Annotated in this window: 15 protein-coding genes, 1 tRNA gene and 1 other RNA gene; 7 read left to right on the top strand and 10 right to left on the bottom strand. The window is 62.6% G+C overall.

Annotation, left to right across the window (positions count from 1 at the left end):
* The coding region (locus E3T51_RS08195) for a hypothetical protein (RefSeq protein WP_134529393.1) at positions 1 to 376 on the bottom strand (376 nt) is incomplete at its 3' end.
* Positions 377 to 870: 494 nt separating this feature from the next.
* Here E3T51_RS08195 and E3T51_RS08190 point away from each other — a divergent pair.
* A complete protein-coding gene (locus E3T51_RS08190) occupies positions 871 to 1,392 on the top strand; it encodes a DUF3145 domain-containing protein (RefSeq protein WP_134529392.1) in 522 nt (173 codons plus the stop codon).
* A gap of 150 nt (positions 1,393 to 1,542) precedes the next feature.
* On the opposite strand, the gene E3T51_RS08185 is transcribed toward E3T51_RS08190, so the two are convergent.
* From E3T51_RS08185 to aceE, 7 genes are all read right to left on the bottom strand, one after another.
* Complete coding sequence (locus tag E3T51_RS08185) at positions 1,543 to 2,778, bottom strand: beta-ketoacyl-[acyl-carrier-protein] synthase family protein (RefSeq protein WP_134529391.1); 1,236 nt, start codon at positions 2,776 to 2,778, stop codon at positions 1,543 to 1,545.
* A gap of 104 nt (positions 2,779 to 2,882) precedes the next feature.
* Positions 2,883 to 3,131, bottom strand: a complete 249-nt coding sequence (locus E3T51_RS08180; protein ID WP_092108059.1) for an acyl carrier protein — start codon at positions 3,129 to 3,131, stop codon at positions 2,883 to 2,885.
* A 59-nt stretch (positions 3,132 to 3,190) separates the two neighbouring features.
* A complete protein-coding gene (locus E3T51_RS08175) occupies positions 3,191 to 4,213 on the bottom strand; it encodes a beta-ketoacyl-ACP synthase III (protein ID WP_134529390.1) in 1,023 nt (340 codons plus the stop codon).
* 17 nt (positions 4,214 to 4,230) lie between these two features.
* Positions 4,231 to 5,151: an ACP S-malonyltransferase gene (locus E3T51_RS08170; protein WP_134529389.1), complete on the bottom strand. Its 921-nt coding sequence runs from the start codon at positions 5,149 to 5,151 to the stop codon at positions 4,231 to 4,233.
* A 135-nt stretch (positions 5,152 to 5,286) separates the two neighbouring features.
* On the bottom strand, positions 5,287 to 6,774 hold the full coding sequence (locus E3T51_RS08165; RefSeq protein WP_134529388.1) for an amino acid permease: 1,488 nt from the start codon (positions 6,772 to 6,774) through the stop codon (positions 5,287 to 5,289).
* A 186-nt stretch (positions 6,775 to 6,960) separates the two neighbouring features.
* On the bottom strand, positions 6,961 to 8,163 hold the full coding sequence (locus tag E3T51_RS08160; protein ID WP_104192638.1) for a PucR family transcriptional regulator: 1,203 nt from the start codon (positions 8,161 to 8,163) through the stop codon (positions 6,961 to 6,963).
* Positions 8,164 to 8,169: 6 nt separating this feature from the next.
* A complete protein-coding gene (gene aceE, locus E3T51_RS08155; protein ID WP_134529387.1) occupies positions 8,170 to 10,896 on the bottom strand; it encodes a pyruvate dehydrogenase (acetyl-transferring), homodimeric type in 2,727 nt (908 codons plus the stop codon).
* Between the two features lie 271 nt (positions 10,897 to 11,167).
* Between aceE and E3T51_RS08150 the strand changes: the two genes are divergently transcribed.
* From E3T51_RS08150 to rnpB, 6 genes are all read left to right on the top strand, one after another.
* Complete coding sequence (locus E3T51_RS08150; RefSeq protein WP_134529386.1) at positions 11,168 to 11,638, top strand: peroxiredoxin; 471 nt, start codon at positions 11,168 to 11,170, stop codon at positions 11,636 to 11,638.
* A gap of 68 nt (positions 11,639 to 11,706) precedes the next feature.
* Positions 11,707 to 11,779: transfer RNA gene (locus E3T51_RS08145), tRNA-Val, on the top strand.
* A 201-nt stretch (positions 11,780 to 11,980) separates the two neighbouring features.
* Positions 11,981 to 12,316: a hypothetical protein gene (locus tag E3T51_RS08140; protein WP_134529385.1), complete on the top strand. Its 336-nt coding sequence runs from the start codon at positions 11,981 to 11,983 to the stop codon at positions 12,314 to 12,316.
* A 79-nt stretch (positions 12,317 to 12,395) separates the two neighbouring features.
* Positions 12,396 to 13,214, top strand: a complete 819-nt coding sequence (locus E3T51_RS08135; RefSeq protein WP_134529384.1) for a Nif3-like dinuclear metal center hexameric protein — start codon at positions 12,396 to 12,398, stop codon at positions 13,212 to 13,214.
* 73 nt (positions 13,215 to 13,287) lie between these two features.
* Positions 13,288 to 14,025, top strand: a complete 738-nt coding sequence (locus tag E3T51_RS08130; protein ID WP_134529383.1) for a zinc ribbon domain-containing protein — start codon at positions 13,288 to 13,290, stop codon at positions 14,023 to 14,025.
* A gap of 47 nt (positions 14,026 to 14,072) precedes the next feature.
* An RNA gene (gene rnpB / locus E3T51_RS08125) (RNase P RNA component class A) lies at positions 14,073 to 14,467 on the top strand.
* Positions 14,468 to 14,545: 78 nt separating this feature from the next.
* Here the strand turns inward: rnpB and ppgK are convergent.
* Positions 14,546 to 15,304 (bottom strand): polyphosphate--glucose phosphotransferase, encoded by a 759-nt coding sequence (gene ppgK / locus E3T51_RS08120; RefSeq protein WP_104192644.1) that lies wholly within the window; start codon positions 15,302 to 15,304, stop codon positions 14,546 to 14,548.
* A 30-nt stretch (positions 15,305 to 15,334) separates the two neighbouring features.
* Positions 15,335 to 16,198 (bottom strand): type I methionyl aminopeptidase, encoded by an 864-nt coding sequence (map, locus tag E3T51_RS08115; protein WP_134529382.1) that lies wholly within the window; start codon positions 16,196 to 16,198, stop codon positions 15,335 to 15,337.
* Positions 16,199 to 16,200 lie beyond the last annotated feature (2 nt).

Below are 16,200 nucleotides of genomic sequence, written 5' to 3'. Positions count from 1 at the left end.
TGGTGCCGTCGGATTTGCTGGTGACGGGGACGGTGTAGGTGCGTTCGGGGCCGTCGCCGGCCGGGGCGGTGAAGTAGTACCGCTGGGTGTTTTCTGGACCCACCAGAACCTTGATGTCGGTGCGGGCCGACGCGGTCGTGTCGAACACGACGTCAACGGTGGCGGCGCCGACCGGGATGGTGCCCAGGTCGCGGGTGACTTTGCTGCCGGCGGGAACGGCGACCGAGGTGGTGTTCTCGGCGGCGTGGGCGGGCAGAACCGTCAGGCCGCTGAAGGCGACGGCGAACGCGCCAGCGGCGGCGATGAGGGCCAGGCGCCGCGACGGGCGAGTGGAGCGCACGGAGGTGGGCGAAGCGAAAACAGTGGGGGAGGTCATGGTTCACATTTCGACTAGAGCACAGATTCGGGAGGGTGCGGGTGGGCTGGAGGAAGCCGCGACAACAAAGATGACTATTGCCCACTATGGGTATTGTTACAACCGAACTCGGGTCTTTCTCAGGTTCACCCCTCGTTCAGGGGCAGACGATGCGCACGAAATAGGCGCAAAAAAGCGGCCGGACCTGCGATAACAGGCCCGACCGCATCCCACGAACAAATTTCGAGTCCGAGCACAATCCGGCGCGCGTGCGCGGTAGATCGGTATGCGGTAGCCGCGGTAGAGGACGCACCAGCTACCGTTCAGACGTCACCTTCGATCCCACGGCGTCCTTGTCAATGTGCAGGTCGCTGGGGCATAATGGCGCTATCGGCACGCTGGCCTCCAGCTACCGAACAATTTAATATTCGCCGTCGTGTCACAACCCTGAGTTGAAGGCGCGGTCGTTCCGAGGTCGTTGGGGAAGACGAACCTACTAGGAACGGAGAAACACGATGGATGCACTACCGAACCGTCGGGCGCCGATTGCGCGGGGGGTGCTATTTGTGCATTCCTCTCCGCGAGCGGTCTGCGCTCACGTCGAGTGGTCTGCCGGTCGCGCCCTCGGCGAGGCCGTCAACTTCGACTGGTCAGAACAACCAGCCCTGCCCGGCTCCCACCGCGCTGAGTATTACTGGGAGGGATCTCCGGGCACCGGCGCCGCGCTCGCATCCGCTCTGCGCGGCTGGGAACAGCTGCGCTTCGAAGTCACCCAAGACGCCGGACCAGGTTCGGATGGTGGACGGTGGTTACACACGCCCGAGCTGGGTATCTTTTACGCTCAGACCGACAGCGTGGGTAATGTGGTCGTTCCGGAAGATCGCATTCGATCCGCTATGGAGGGTGCGGGGGCTAACGCCATCGAATTGCACCGGCAGTTGCGCCTGGCCCTCGGGCAATCCTGGGACGACGAACTCGAACCGTTCCGGCAGGCGAGCGACCTGAATGCTGTCGTTTGGCTGCACCAAGTCGGCTGATCAGCCAATTTTCCAGCGTGCGGTTCGCTCAGGACGGCGCGGCCCGTTGACCGGCGACATTCCCGGCGGCAATCCCACGAAGTCAAGTGAATCGCCTCACAGAAATGACCCCGTCCGAACCGGGCGGGGTCATTGTCTTATGCTGAACTTTTAGACTGACCGGAACGCCACGACAGCGTTGTGGCCGCCGAAGCCGAACGAGTTGCTCAGCGCGAGCAGGTCACCGGCCGGCAGGGCGCGCGGCGTGGTGACCACGTCGAGCGGAATCGCCGGATCCTGCGACGTGAGGTTGATTGTCGGCGGTGCGGTGCGGTCGGCGAGAGCCTTCACCGTGAAGAAGGCCTCGAGGGCGCCAGCCCCCCCGAGCAAGTGCCCGGTTGATGCCTTCGTGGCCGAGACCGGGATGCCGTCGAGCAGATCGCCGAACACCCGACTGAGGGCGTTGTACTCGGCGATGTCGCCAACCGGCGTACTCGTAGCGTGAACGTTGATGTGTGAGACATCGGCGAGGCTTGCTCCGGCGTTCTCAACGGTCGAGAGCATTGCGCGGGCGGCCGCCGATCCTTCGGGGTCCGGCGCGGTCACGTGGTAGGCGTCACTATTGACAACGCCGCCGAGAAGCTCGGCGTAGATGTGGGCGCCGCGCGCCTTAGCGTGCTCCTCAGTCTCAATGACGAGGGCGGCTGCACCCTCGCCGAGAACGAAACCGTCGCGAGTCACATCGTACGGGCGGCTCGCGGTAGCCGGGTCGTCATTACGGGTCGACAAAGCGTGCATCGCTGCAAACGAGGCAATCGGCAGGGGATGAATGGCAGCCTCGGAGCCTCCGGCGATAACGACGTCAACCAGGCCAGACTGCAGGCGCTTATAGGCGTTGATCAGCGCTTCGGTGCTCGACGCGCACGCGGAGACCACCGTGGTAATGCCGGCACGGGCGTGCAGGTCCATTCCGATGGCCGCCCCCGGACCATTGGGCATGAGCATCGGCACGGTCATCGGCAGTACGCGACGCGGGCCGCGTTCGCGCAGGGTGTCCCAGGCATCCAGCAGTGTCCACACTCCGCCGATCCCGGTCGCCCAGTCCACGGCAAGCCGTTCAGGCTCGACCTCGGGGGAGCCGGCATCAGCCCAGGCTTCACGTCCGGCGATCAGCGCGAACTGGCTGGACGGATCAAGGCGCTTGACCTCAAATCGCTGCAGCACATCCACGGTTTTTACCCGTGCCTGTGCGGCAAAAGTTACGGGGATCGCTGTTTGCGCGACCCAGGCCTGCTCGAGGGTGGTGGCACCCGATTCGCCGGCCAGAAGGGCCGTCCAGGTGTCGACCGCCGTGCCGCCCAGCGGCGTAGTGGCACCGATGCCGGTGATAACGATTTTCTTGGTCATAAGTCAACTCTCCATGGAACGACAAACGTGTGGGCCGGTGCGTTGTGGCACCAGCCCAATGAACAGGTCGGCCGTTGTTCGGCCGACCCGGTTCAGGCTTGGGTCTAGTCCTGTGCCTTCACGATGAACTCGACGGCATCGCCGACGGTCTTGAGGTTTTTAACCTCTTCGTCGGGAATCTTCACATCGAACTTCTCTTCTGCGTTGACGACAATGGTCATCATCGAGATCGAGTCGATGTCCAAGTCGTCGGTGAACGACTTACCGAGCTCAACCGTGTCGGTTGCAATTCCGGTTTCGTCGTTGATGAGCTCGGCCAGGCCGGTCAGAACTTCTTCGGTGGACAATGCCATGTTTTTTCTCCTTGAGGGGTGTCTCGGTTGACCGAGACTTAGTTTAGAGGGTGGATAGGTTAGGGCAGCACAACGACTTGCGCACCGAACACAAGTCCGGCACCGAAGCCGATCTGCAGCGCAAGTCCGCCGCTGAGCTCTGGGTGTTCCTCGAGCAGGCGGTGGGTGGCGAGGGGGATCGAGGCCGATGAGGTGTTACCGGTCGTGGCGACATCGCGGGCGATGACGACGGATTCCGGCAACTTGAGCTGCTTGGCGAACTCGTCGATGATGCGCATGTTGGCCTGGTGGGGAATGAACGCGGCGAGGTCGGCGCTTTCGATACCGGCGACTTCAAGGGCCTTCTTGGCTACCTTTGCCATATCCCAGACGGCCCAACGGAAGACGGTTTGTCCTTGCTGACGCAGGGTTGGCCAGTCGGCCTCGCCGCGACGGTACTCCTGCAGGGTGTAATTCATGTGAATCGCGTCTGCCTTGGAACCATCCGATCCCCACACCGTGGTGGAGATGCCCGGGTAGTCACTCGGGCCGATGACGACAGCGCCAGCACCGTCGCCAAGCAGGAATGAGATGCTTCGGTCTGTAGGGTCGACCAGGTCAGAGAGCTTTTCAGCGCCAACGACGAGTGCGTAGTGCGCAGCCCCCGTGCGGATGAGCGCATCCGCCTGGGCGATGGCGTACGCATATCCGGCGCAGGCTGCATTGATGTCGTAGGCCGCAGCCGGATTGCTGCCAACGCGGTCGGCCAAAACGGCGGCCATGGATGGTGTCTGGCGGCCGTTGCTGATGGTGGCCACAATCACGGCATCAATGAGCGCCGGGTCAATGCCACTTTTTTCGATGGCTTCGCGGGCGGCATCCGTTGCCATGTCGACAGCGTTGACGTCTTGGCTGGCACGCGTGCGGGTGATGATGCCGGTGCGCTGCTGGATCCACTCATCGGAGGAGTCGATCGCTGCGACCAGTTCGTCGTTGGGTACGACGAGGTCACCGCGGGCGGCGCCGATCGAAAGGATGCGGGTGTACTGCGGTCCCTGGGACTGCTTCAGTGTTGGCACAGTTGCTTTTGTTGGCTTTGGCATTGTCTCTCTTATCAGATTCAGGACTGCTGGTCGATCATGGCCCAGGCGGCGGGCAAGTCGTCCGGGGTCTTGATGGCGACGGTGGGTACGCCTTTGAGGGCGCGCTTTGCGAGACCGACGAGCGCGCCGGCGGGCGCGACCTCGATGATTCCGGTGACTCCCGCTGCGGCGAAAGCCTCCATGCATCTGTCCCACCGTACCGGCGATGACACCTGACCCACGAGCAGATCCACAAAGCGGATGCCCTCGGCGGTCTGACCTCCGTCATGATTGGTCCAGATGGGGAGGGTGGGGTTGGTGGGGGTGAGCGAGTCGGCGACCACGGTCATCCGTTCGACGGCCGGCTGCATATAACGCGTATGGAATGCGCCGGCGACCTGAAGGGGAATGACTCGGGCCCGGTGCGGGGGAGCCGCGGCGAGTTCGGCGAGAGCGTCGAGTGCCCCCGCGACGACGATCTGACCACTGCCGTTGAAGTTGGCGGGTTCGAGGCCGAGCTCGGCCACTCGGGTGAGTAATTCGGTCTCGTCTGCACCGATCACGGCGCTCATTCCGGTGGGAACGAGGGCGGCGGCGGCCTGCATTGCCAGGCCACGCTCGCGAACAAATCGCACCGAATCCGCGGTTTTCAGGATGCCCGCGCCCGCGGCGGCAGTGAGCTCTCCGACCGAGTGCCCGGCGATCCCGGCGATGCGGTCTCGGCGACCATCCGCGAGCAGCGCTTCAAGCGTAAGGATGCCGGCAGCCACGATGAGGGGCTGGGCAATCGCCGTGTCGCGGATGGTGTCGGCGTCGCTGACCGTGCCGTGGGCGACGAGGTCCAGGTCGACGTCGTCGGAGATTTGCCGGAGGCCTTCATTAAAAGCAGGCAGAGCCAACCACGGTTCGAGGAATCCGGGAGTTTGGGAGCCCTGACCCGGGCAGACGACAACGATCATTTACTTAGTCTTCCAATCTGGTGACGCAAATGAATGTACAGAAGGCACTAAGTATTTCGAGAACCTTTGTAGATTCCTGCAGGCGCATTCCTCGAGGAGGGATTTTGATTTGTCACATCGTGATCGATGCCGGGATCATTTTTGGCTGTGGTGCGATTCAGAATGCACCTTGCCGACCATCGGTTGGGTGTTCCCCACGCCGCTCCCTCCACGCCCGCCTCGGTAACGCCACAGGCCAACACCCAAGAGCAACCCGGCCAGCAAGAGGGACAGCCCAAGGGATTCCCTCGTTTCCGGGATGATCAACATCCCAACGAGCAGGGCGAGGATGCTGAGGATGGCGAACCAGGTGAGGTAAGGGAACAACCACATCTTGAGCGAGAGCGCCTTGGCGGCATCCGGTCCCATGCGGCGGCGCAGGATCAACTGTGAGGCGGCAATCACGAGCCAGACGAACAGGGCGATGGCGCCGGAGGTGTTCACCAGGAACAGGAATACGGTGTCTGGGGCAATGTAGTTGAGACCGACGGTCACAAACCCAACGATGGTCGAGGCGAGTACGGCGCTGCGCGGCACCCCCCTGGCAGAGATCTGTGCCCAGGAGCGGGGAGCATCGCCGCGCGTCGAGAGCGAAAACAGCATTCGGCTGGCGGTATAGAGCCCAGAGTTGAGGCACGACAGCACGGAGGTGAGCACAATCACGTCCATGATCGCGCCAGCGCCGGGAATCCCATAGAGCTCGATGGCCGCCACGTACGGGCTCTTTGCCACGGAGGCGCTGTCCCAAGGCAGCAGGGTGACGACAACTGCGATCGAGCCGATGTAGAAGATCAGGATTCGCCAAACGGTGGATCGCACGGCCTGCCGAACAGCAGCGACGGGATTTTGCGACTCCCCGGCGGCGATCGTCGCGATCTCGGCGCCGAAAAAGGAGAAAACGACCACGAGCACTCCACCGAGTACTGCTCCGGCACCGTTGGGGAAGAATCCGCCACGACCGGTGAGGTTGTCGAGACCGGGCGCAGCCACGCCGGGCATGAAGCCAAGAATCGCCACGATGCCAAGCACCAGGAAGACCACAATCGCCGCGACCTTGATCGAGGCGAACCAAAATTCAAATTCCCCAAACGACTTCACCGAGGCCACATTCGTGAGGGTGAGCAGCACCATGAGCAGGAGAGCCCATACCCACTGATCGACCTCGGGCACCCAGCGATGCACGATCGCCGCGCCCGCGGTTGCCTCGATCCCGAGGACGATGATCCAAAACCAGGCATAGAGCCAGCCGATGCTGAATCCGGCCCAGCGGCCGAGAGCCCGATCGGCGTAGGCCGAGAACGAGCCGGTCTCCGGGCTCGCCGCCGCCATTTCACCGAGCATGCGCATAACGAGAATGACTACGAGGCCCGCAGCCGCGTAGGCCACAAGAATTCCGGGGCCGGCCTGCTGGATCGCCGCTCCTGATCCCACGAAGAGGCCGGCACCGATAACTCCCGCGATCGCGATCATCGAGACATGGCGGGGTTTGAGGCTGCGGGTCAGTTCGCGAGCCTTCGGGGCGACGCTGGCGGCTGCAGTGGGTTGTGCAGAACCTTCGGTCGCGGATTGTGGGAATGGCGGCATGACACGCTCCAAGTCTGAATACGGGCAACTCTGTTTCACGCGAGACGGCTGATGGCCCTGGCAACGGATGCCGGTGTAGCAACGACGCCCACCGCGTCATTTCTCACATTGAGAGGAACGTCACGACGACGTGACGAACGAATCACACCCTATCCCCCCGCAGATCAGCAAAATCGCGGGACTTGATTAGCGGCGGCGGCTGGACCCATCGTGGTCGCTGATGGAACCGATGATCAGCGCGGACTGCAAGATGAGCGCCTCGCGGGCTCCAGTGGCGTCATAGCCGATGACTTCGGACACTCGTTTCAGGCGGTACCGCACGGTGTTGGGATGCACGAAGAGTTCACGTGCGGTGGCCTCGAGGGAGCGGCCGTTATCGAGGTAGCACCACAGGGTGGTGAGCAGTTCGGTGGAGTGCGCTTGCAAGGGCCGATAGATGCGATGGATCAGCGTGGCACGGGCGAGCGGATCGCCGGCCAGGGCCCGTTCGGGGAGCAGATCGTCGGCCTGCACCGGCCGTGGGGCGTTGCGCCACGAGCGGGCGACGGCAAAACCGGCCAGCGCCGCCTTTGCACTCTTAGACGCGTCAACAAGGTTGGGTACCTCGTGGCCAAGCACCAAATGTCCGGGGCCGAAAATCGGCTCCAACTGCATGGCGATCTCCATAAAAGTGAGGGCAGCGGCTGTGCCGACGTCTTCGCTGTCAGCCGGCGCCGGACGGGCCCGGCCGATTACGAGCACGAGGCGGTTTCCCTGCACGCCGATGAGAACGTCGGCGGCCATGTGCCGGGCAGCCCGGCGCAATTGGTCGACGTCGAGCATCTGCGGGGTGGTGCCGACCAGTACGCAGACCTCACCGTGGCCATGCCAGCCGAGGGCCGCGATCCGGCTGGGTAGTTCATCGTCATATTCACCGCTGAGAATGGAGTCAACGACGAGTGCTTCCAGCCGTGCGTCCCAGAGGCCACGTGCTTCGGCTGCGCGTGCATAGACATCCGCTGCCCCAAAAGCGATCTCGCGCGAGTAGAGCAGAATCGCCTCCCGCAGGGCTTCACCGCCGTCCTTGACTCGTTCCTCGACGACCTCAACCGTCACGCGAATGAGCTGCAGCGTCTGCTGCAGGCTCACCGAGCGCAGCAACTCTCGCGGAGCGGCACCGAACACGTCCGCGGCGATCCACGGCGTTGACCGTGGATCGTCAAACCACGAGATGAAACTCGTGATCCCGGCCTGGGCGACCAGGCCGACAGCCGACCGCCGCCCTGGTGGCATATCGCCATACCAGGACAGCGTGTCCTCTAGTCGCTTGAGTGTCTGGGTCGACAGCTCACCAGAGATGGTGCGCAGCCAGTTGAGAGTTTGTTCTTTCGTCTTGGGCGCCGGTGCCACGGTTTCTTAGCTCTCGCCCCCGGCAGAGCCGGTGGTGCCCGCGCTCACATCGTGCAGGCGATACTTTGCGATCGCCTGGCCCGCGAGGGTGCGGTCTACTTCACCGCGACGAGCGAGCAGCTCCAGGGTGCGCACAACCATTGACGGACCGTCGATCTTGAAGAATCGGCGGGCCGCCGGACGGGTGTCCGAGAAGCCGAAGCTGTCGGCACCGAGCGTCGCGAAGTCGCCTGGAACAAACTGCCGAATCTGGTCCGGAACGGCGTGCATGAAGTCAGACACGGCGACGAAGGGGCCGGCAGCGCCTTCGAGCTTCGTGGTGATATACGGGATACGCGGCTCGTCGTCGGGGTTGAGAAAGTTGTGCTCCTCGGCGGCCAGACCATTGCGGCGCAGTTCAGTCCACGAGGTGACCGACCAGACGTCGGCCGAGACACCCCAGTCATCGGCGAGCAGCTGCGCAGCTTCCAGCGCCCACGGCACTGCGACGCCGGAGGCGAGCAACTGCGCCTTCGGTCCGGTGAGCGCGGATGCGCTAACCCGGTGGATGCCGTGCAGGATGCCGTCCACATCAACGTCAGCGGGCTCGACCGGCTGTACGGCCGGCTCGTTATAGACAGTGACGTAGTACATGACGTTCGGGTCAGTGTGGGTGCCGCCGTACATGCGCTCGAGTCCGGCGCGAACGATGTGGCCGATCTCGTACCCGTACGCCGGGTCGTAGGAGACGACGGCCGGATTGGTCGATGCCAGGAGCGGCGAATGACCGTCGGCGTGCTGCAGTCCTTCACCGGTCAATGTTGTGCGACCGGCGGTGGCACCGACGATGAACCCGCGGCTCATCTGGTCGCCGGCGGCCCACAAAGCGTCGCCGGTGCGCTGGAAACCGAACATGGAGTAGAAAACGTAAACCGGAATCAGCGGTTCACCCTGCGTGGAATAGGACGTGCCCACGTTGGTGAAAGCCGCGGCAGCACCGGCCTCGTTGATGCCGACGTGCAGGATCTGGCCCTGCGGGCTCTCCTTGTAGGCGAGCAGCTGGGCGTGGTCGACCGAGGTGTAGTGCTGGCCGTTGGGGTTGTAGATCTTCGCGTTCGGGAAGAAGGCGTCGATGCCGAAGGTGCGGGCCTCGTCGGGGATGATCGGAACGATGCGGTTGCCGAAGTCCTTGGCGCGCAGCAGCTCCTTGAGCAATCGCACAAATGCCATCGTCGTGGCAATTTCCTGCGTTCCCGATCCCTTCTTCGAGACAGCGTAGGTTTCATCGCCGGGCAGGTTGAGCTTGGTGTGCGTGGTGCGTCGCTCCGGTAGGTAGCCGCCGAGCGCACGACGGCGCTCGTGCATGTACTCGATCGCCTCGTCTTTGTCGCCGGGGGTGTAATAGGGCGGCAGGTAGGGGTTTTCCTCCAGCTGGGCATCCGTGATCGGCACGTGCATGCTGTCGCGGAACGACTTGAGGTTGTCGAGAGTCATCTTCTTCATCTGGTGGGTCGCATTGCGGCCCTCGAAGCTCGGACCAAGGCCGTAGCCCTTCACCGTCTTCGCGAGGATGACGGTGGGCTGGCCCTTGTGCTCCGACGCGGCCTTGAACGCTGCATAGACCTTGCGGTAGTCGTGGCCGCCGCGCTTGAGGTTCCAGACCTCATCGTCGCTCAAGTGCTCGACAAGCTTGAGTGCTCGCGGGTCCCGACCGAAGAAGTTCTCGCGCACGTAGGCGCCACTTTCGGCCTTGTAGGTCTGGTAGTCACCATCGGGGGTGACGTTCATCAGGTTGATCAGGGCGCCGTCTACGTCGTTCTTGAGCAGGTTGTCCCACTCGCGGCCCCACACCACCTTGATGACGTTCCAGCCGGCACCGCGGAAGAAGCTCTCCAGTTCCTGGATGATCTTGCCGTTACCGCGTACCGGGCCGTCAAGGCGCTGAAGGTTGCAGTTGATGACGAAGTTGAGGTTGTCGAGGCCCTCGTTGGCGGCGACCTGCAACTGGCCGCGGCTTTCCACCTCGTCCATTTCACCGTCGCCGAGGAACGCCCAGACCTGCTGGTCGCTGGCATCCTTGATGCTCCGATTGGTCAGGTAGCGGTTGAGCTGCGCCTGATAGATCGCGTTGATCGGGCCGAGGCCCATGGAGACGGTGGGAAACTGCCAGAATTCCGGCATCAAACGGGGGTGCGGGTAGGACGAGATGCCGTCGGGGGCGTGTGATTTCTCCTGACGGAACCCGTCGAGCTGGTTCTCGGTCAGCCGGCCCTCGAGGTAGGCACGAGCGTAGGTGCCGGGGGAGGCATGGCCCTGAATGAAGATCTGGTCGCCACCGCCCGGGTGGTCCTGGCCGCGGAAGAAGTGGTTGAAGCCGACTTCATAGAGGGCAGCGGATGACGCGTAGGTCGAGATATGACCACCCACGGCAATACCCGGGCGCTGCGCGCGATGGACCAAAATGGCAGCGTTCCAGCGAATCCAGGCGCGATAGCGACGCTCAATGTCCTCGTCGCCGGGAAAATCTGGTTCGTTCTCCGGCGCAATGGTGTTGATGTAGTCGGTTGTCGGAACCATGGGAACGCCCAGATGCAGCTCTTTCGAACGCTTCAAAAGGCTCAGCATGATCTCACGGCCGCGCTCGTGGCCGTGTTCGGCAACGAGCGAATCGAGGGATTGCGACCACTCAGCCGTTTCCTCCGGATCGGAGTCGGCGTTGTTCGTCGAGTACGGGTCCTGGTCGTTGACCGTCACAGTCGACCTCTCTCTGGGGTTTATGCAGCGATGGTGCTCCGTGGGGACATTCCGCCACTACGAGGGCACGTGCCGTAGGCAAGCGGGTTGGATTGCAACCAGCGGCACCCCGTAAGCCTACTGATTCCACTCGATGTCCGCGTACGGGGGTTTCACCGGCTGAAAACTCGCGCGGTCGGGTGGCGCGGTCTGTGAAACCACGCACGTTGCCGGGCTAGAGTGTGTCACCGGCCAATCCGTGCGTCAACGACGCACGACGAAAGGAGCATTTATGGCTCTCCAGAACGACACCCAGGCACCTGATTTCAAGCTCATCAACCAGTTCGGTGAGAGCGTGCAGCTCAGTGCGTACCGAGGAATCAAATCGGTAGCACTCGTCTTCTTTCCGCTGGCATTCTCCGGAATCTGCAGCGGAGAGCTGTGTGAGCTACGCGACAACCTCGCGATGTTTGAAGACGGCGGCGTCGAGTTGATTGGCATTTCGGTCGACTCTCGACACGCCCTGCGCGCGTTCGGGGAGCAGGAAAAGTATTCCTTTGACCTGGTCGCTGATTTTTGGCCCCACGGCGCCGTCGCGAAAGAATATGGTGTCTTTCTCGAGGAGAAAGGGTTCGCGAATCGCGCGACTTTCTTGATTGATCCGAGCGGTATTATCCGTGCCAGTTTCATTACCGCACCCGGTGAGGCGCGTTCGATTGACGCTTACAGGGCGGCCCTCGAACAGCTCGTACCAGTCCTGTGAACCTTCCGGGTCGCCAAACCTGCGTCAACACTGACCTATACTGAATAAACCCGCACAGCGAGACGTCGGGGCCTTTAGCTCAGTTGGTAGAGCGCCACGTTTACACCGTGGATGTCATCGGTTCGAGCCCGGTAGGGCCCACACTCACTATTTTTAGCCGCCACCTGCAAGCCAGGCCCAGTGTTTTGGGGTGTGCACGACGGGCATTAGCCGTACACCCCGCCGCACGAAAATGCGAGATCGCCGCATTTTCCTCTTGCGGGGGTAGACCGGGCATATACTGACGTGGCGACCCTAGACCTTGGACGTACGTGAACTTTCTGCGAGCTTCGAGGGGCGATCATGAAACGCATATTTCACCCGGGCGGTTCGGTAATAACCGGCAGCGATCTTGCTGATGCAGTGCTTCTTTACGCTGAGGCGCTGTGCAATCGTCGACAAGTCGATGTCGTCGATATTCCCGTGATGGGCGACAACGGACTCCTGCTGCGGGCCCAGTTTTTAATCGGTTCCGCCAGTCAGCTCATGAGCGTCACTGCTGACGGCGTGTCGCCCGAGCTGGTCGAACCGGAGACCACCGATTTTCTTCAGCGCAAAGCGCAAACCGGGGCCATGATTCCGGCTGCGTGGACAAGGGAAGAATCGGCTGCTCCGCAGTTCGACGATTTCGACTACTGACCTTTTCCGTCGGACACGGGGTATCGGGTAGCTTCGTGTCCGACGCAGCCCGGCGCCGGTCGCCCAGTAGGCTGAACGAGTGTCATTCTCGCTAGCCGACTTCACTCGCGTCGTCCATACCCTGTGGCCACTGGACGGTGCTGAAGATTGGGACCGGCCGGGCCTGGCCAGCGGGGACCTGTCACGCCCGGTGCGTAGTATCCACCTCGCAGTTGACGCCACTTCCCAAACCGTCGACGAGGCCATCCAGGCCGGGGCTGACGTGCTGCTGACGCACCATCCGCTGCTCTTGCATGGCATTACAAGCGTTGCCGAAGATCGCTACAAGGGCGCACTGCTCAGCCGACTCATTCGGGCCGACTGCGCATTGATATCCGCGCATACGAACGCCGACGTTGTAGCAGACGGCGTGTCGGATATTATTGCCACGCACCTCGAGTTGGTCGATGTGACGCCCATTATGGAGAGCACCGCGCCCGGTACCGGCATCGGTCGCGTGGGACAGTTGGCCCAGCCGACAACGCTGGGACACCTCGCGCACACCATGCTGGCTTTACTTCCCGCTACGGCGTCCGGCGTGCGTGTCGCGGGCGACTATGCCGCAGCGGTCACCACGATCGCGCTGTGTGGCGGCGCGGGTGATTCGCTGTTGCGCCATCCCAAGGTAATCGCCGCGGATGTTTACATCACCTCAGATCTGCGTCACCACCCTGCTTCCGAAGCTCGAGAGCAGGCGCTCTGCGCGGGTGGCCCCGCCCTCATGGACGTGTCGCACTGGGCCAGCGAGTGGCTCTGGCTGGAGCCGGCTGCCGTACAGCTGCGGGCGGCCCTCCCCGGAACCGTTGTCACGGTGAGTGATCTGAACACCGATCCGTGGGACTTTGCCGTAGTGCACTGACTCGTGCACTAACCTCCGAGTCACCCTATTTTTTCGAACCACATCTCATTTTTTAGCGTTAGGTCAGGACATCGTGAAGGCATCACCACTCCACCAGAAGGAACTTCTGCGGCTTCAAGCCCTGGATATCAAGGTTCTTCAGCTCAGCCACCAGTCAAAGTCGCTCGCGGCGCACGCCGAACTGGCCGAGCTCAATCGTGAAGCGGAAGCCAGCCGCATGAAACTGCTCGGCCGCTCGGGCGAGCTTGACGACGTGCGCACCGAACTGGGACGCATCGAGAACGACGTCGAGGTCGTCGAAAAGCGCATCGCGCGCGATACCGACCGCCTGCAGCACACCTCGTCAATCAAGGACATTCAGGCCCTCGATTCTGAGGTCGCGTCGCTCAAAAAGCGCCTGTTTGATCTCGAGGAGATTGAGATTGCCGTTCTGGAACGCCAGGAGGAGCATGAAGCGGCCGTTGCCGTGGTGGCACAGGAACGTGACGCCATCGCCGCACGGGTCAGCGCGACGGAATCAGCACGCGATGAGGTGCTGGGTGACCTCACCCGCCAGCTCGGCGAGCTCACCCGCGACCGGACGACCGTCGCGGCCACCATCCCTGATGACCTCGCTGCACTGTACGAGCGCCTGCGCATCTCCGGCCACGGCAACGCTGCAGCGCTGCTGCGTGCCCGCACGTGCAGCGGCTGCACGATGACCCTGACGGGGAGCGACCTCGCCGACGTCCGCCAGGCGCCCACTGACGATGTCATTTTCTGCCCCGACTGTGGTGCCGTACTGGTGCGCACCGAAGAGTCCGGAATCTAGTATCGGTTCGCGGCGGACGGCTGGCCCGGTAGACTGATCTCTCGGAATGGGTCGGCAAGACGGTCGCGTCATTCGGGAGATCTTCGGGTCGAGCGGATGCCGAGGAACGTCCGGGCTCCACAGAGCAGGATGGTGGGTAACACCCACCCGGGGCAACCCGCGAGACAGTGCCACAGAAAGTAGACCGCCACCGGTGCGCGACCTTCGGGTTGAGCGTGGTGGTAAGGGTGAAACGGTGGTGTAAGAGACCACCAGAGGCCAGGGTGACCTGGTCGGCTCGGTAAACCTCGTCCGGAGCAAGGTCAGACAGAAAGCGCTAAGGCTGCTCGCCGAGCTTTCGGGTAGACCGCTAGAGGGCTGCGGCAACGTAGTCACGAGATAGATGGCCGTCGACGGTGTGTGAACACCTGGACAGAACCCGGCGTACTAGCCGGCCCATTCCACCTCACTGTGCCGACGGCCCCATTATCCCACCCGGCGCGGCGATGCAGACCTGACCGGGTGGGGTCCTGCGGTCGGACTAGCCGGGAAAGCGGGCAGCCAAAGCGGCCGCGCCAAGAATTCCGGCGTTGTTGCGGTGAACAGCGGGAATGATGCGCGTCTTCAGATTGAGCAAGGGCAGAAAGTTCTCGTGGTGCTTGGAGACCCCACCGCCGACGATGAACAGGTCGGGGGAGAAGAGCAGTTCAAGCGTCGAGTAATACTTCTGCAGACGTGCAGCCCAGTTCTCCCAGCTGAGGTCGTCACGTTCCTTGGCGGAGTAGGCCGCACGAGTTTCGTAGTCGTGCCCGTCGATCTGCAGGTGGCCCAGTTCAGTGTTGGGCACCAGCACACCGTCATTGAGCAGCGCCGAACCGATCCCAGTACCGAGCGTGGTCAGCAGCACGACGCCAGCGACGCCCTTGGCCGCACCGAACTGCGCTTCAGCGTAACCGGCAGCATCCGCGTCATTGACGAAGTGAATGGGCAGGCCAAGACCTTTTTCGAACAGGGCTTCAGCGGCGAGACCAATCCACTTTGACGATACGTTTGCCGCTGACATGGTGTGACCATTTTTGACGACGGCGGGAAAACACACGCCGACCGGGAGGTCGCCGACGCCTTTCGAGACGGTGGAGAGTAAAGCTCGGGTCGTCTCGACGATGTCCTGCGGGCGTCCCCCCTTAGGCGTGGGCAGCTTGACCCGGTCAGTGAGGAGCGCACCGGTAACCAGGTCGACCACGGCGCCCTTGATTCCCGTGCCGCCGATGTCGATTCCAATTGCCGTCGTTGCAGTCATGTGTGATCCTCTATCTGTTTGAAAACCGTGTCAGGCTAGGGTCAGAATCTCGGCGCCGCGCTCGGTCACTACGAGTGTGTGTTCAAATTGTGCGGTCAGGCTTCGGTCGCGGGTGAGAACCGTCCAGTCATCACTCCAGATGTCCCAGTCACCGGTTCCCAGGGTCAGCATCGGCTCGATGGTGAAGACCATCCCGACTTCCATAACCGTGTCGTACTGCGGTGCGTCGTAGTGCGGAATGATGAGGCCGGAGTGAAAGGCTTCGCCAACGCCGTGCCCCGTATAGTCGCGCACAACGCCGTAGTTGAACCGCTTGGCATAGGACGCGATGGCGCGACCGATCACGTTGACCTGGCGCCCGGGGGCAACGGCTTTGATGCCGCGGGCGAGCGCTTCCCTGGTTCGTTCGACCAGCAGCGTCACCTCCTCGGTGGCTTCGCCCACAATGAATGTGACGTTGGTGTCGCCGTGCACGCCGTTCTTGTACGCCGTGATGTCAATGTTGACGATGTCACCATTGTCGAGCACCGTGTTGTCGGGGATTCCATGGCAAATAACCTCATTCACCGAACTGCACAGCGATTTGGGGTAGCCGCGGTAACCCAGGGTCGACGGGTAGGCATCGTTGGCCACCAAATAGTCATGACCGATCTGGTCCAGTTGCTCGGTGGTGACGCCGGGAACGATGGCCCGCCCCACAGCAGCAATCGCCTCGGCGGCGATGCGGCCGGAGTCACGAATGAGCTCGATCTTCTCGGTCGAATAGACGTCGGAGCCGGTGAAGGGGCTCGGCCCTTTCTTGCCCACGTACTCCGGGCGAACGATGTGGGATGGAACGGAACGGGTCGGTGACACCGTTCCCGGGATGAGGTGACCGATGGAATCCTTAGGCATAG

The organism is Cryobacterium serini (assembly GCF_004404025.1).
Lineage (GTDB): Bacteria > Actinomycetota > Actinomycetes > Actinomycetales > Microbacteriaceae > Cryobacterium > Cryobacterium serini.
The sequence above is the reverse complement of the archived record's forward strand: the minus strand, read 5'-3'. Positions and strand labels throughout refer to the sequence as shown.

Bases quoted from the DNA above. Each gene is read 5' to 3' on its own strand.
- E3T51_RS08140 (WP_134529385.1), top strand. From the start codon at position 11,981: ATGAAACGCATATTTCACCCGGGCGGTTCGGTAATAACCGGCAGCGAT.
- E3T51_RS08175 (WP_134529390.1), bottom strand. From the start codon at position 4,213: ATGCCAAAGCCAACAAAAGCAACTGTGCCAACACTGAAGCAGTCCCAG.
- ppgK (WP_104192644.1), bottom strand. From the start codon at position 15,304: ATGACTGCAACGACGGCAATTGGAATCGACATCGGCGGCACGGGAATC.
- E3T51_RS08190 (WP_134529392.1), top strand. From the start codon at position 871: ATGGATGCACTACCGAACCGTCGGGCGCCGATTGCGCGGGGGGTGCTA.
- E3T51_RS08165 (WP_134529388.1), bottom strand. From the start codon at position 6,774: ATGCCGCCATTCCCACAATCCGCGACCGAAGGTTCTGCACAACCCACT.
- E3T51_RS08170 (WP_134529389.1), bottom strand. From the start codon at position 5,151: ATGATCGTTGTCGTCTGCCCGGGTCAGGGCTCCCAAACTCCCGGATTC.
- E3T51_RS08150 (WP_134529386.1), top strand. From the start codon at position 11,168: ATGGCTCTCCAGAACGACACCCAGGCACCTGATTTCAAGCTCATCAAC.
- E3T51_RS08180 (WP_092108059.1), bottom strand. From the start codon at position 3,131: ATGGCATTGTCCACCGAAGAAGTTCTGACCGGCCTGGCCGAGCTCATC.
- map (WP_134529382.1), bottom strand. From the start codon at position 16,198: ATGCCTAAGGATTCCATCGGTCACCTCATCCCGGGAACGGTGTCACCG.
- E3T51_RS08185 (WP_134529391.1), bottom strand. From the start codon at position 2,778: ATGACCAAGAAAATCGTTATCACCGGCATCGGTGCCACTACGCCGCTG.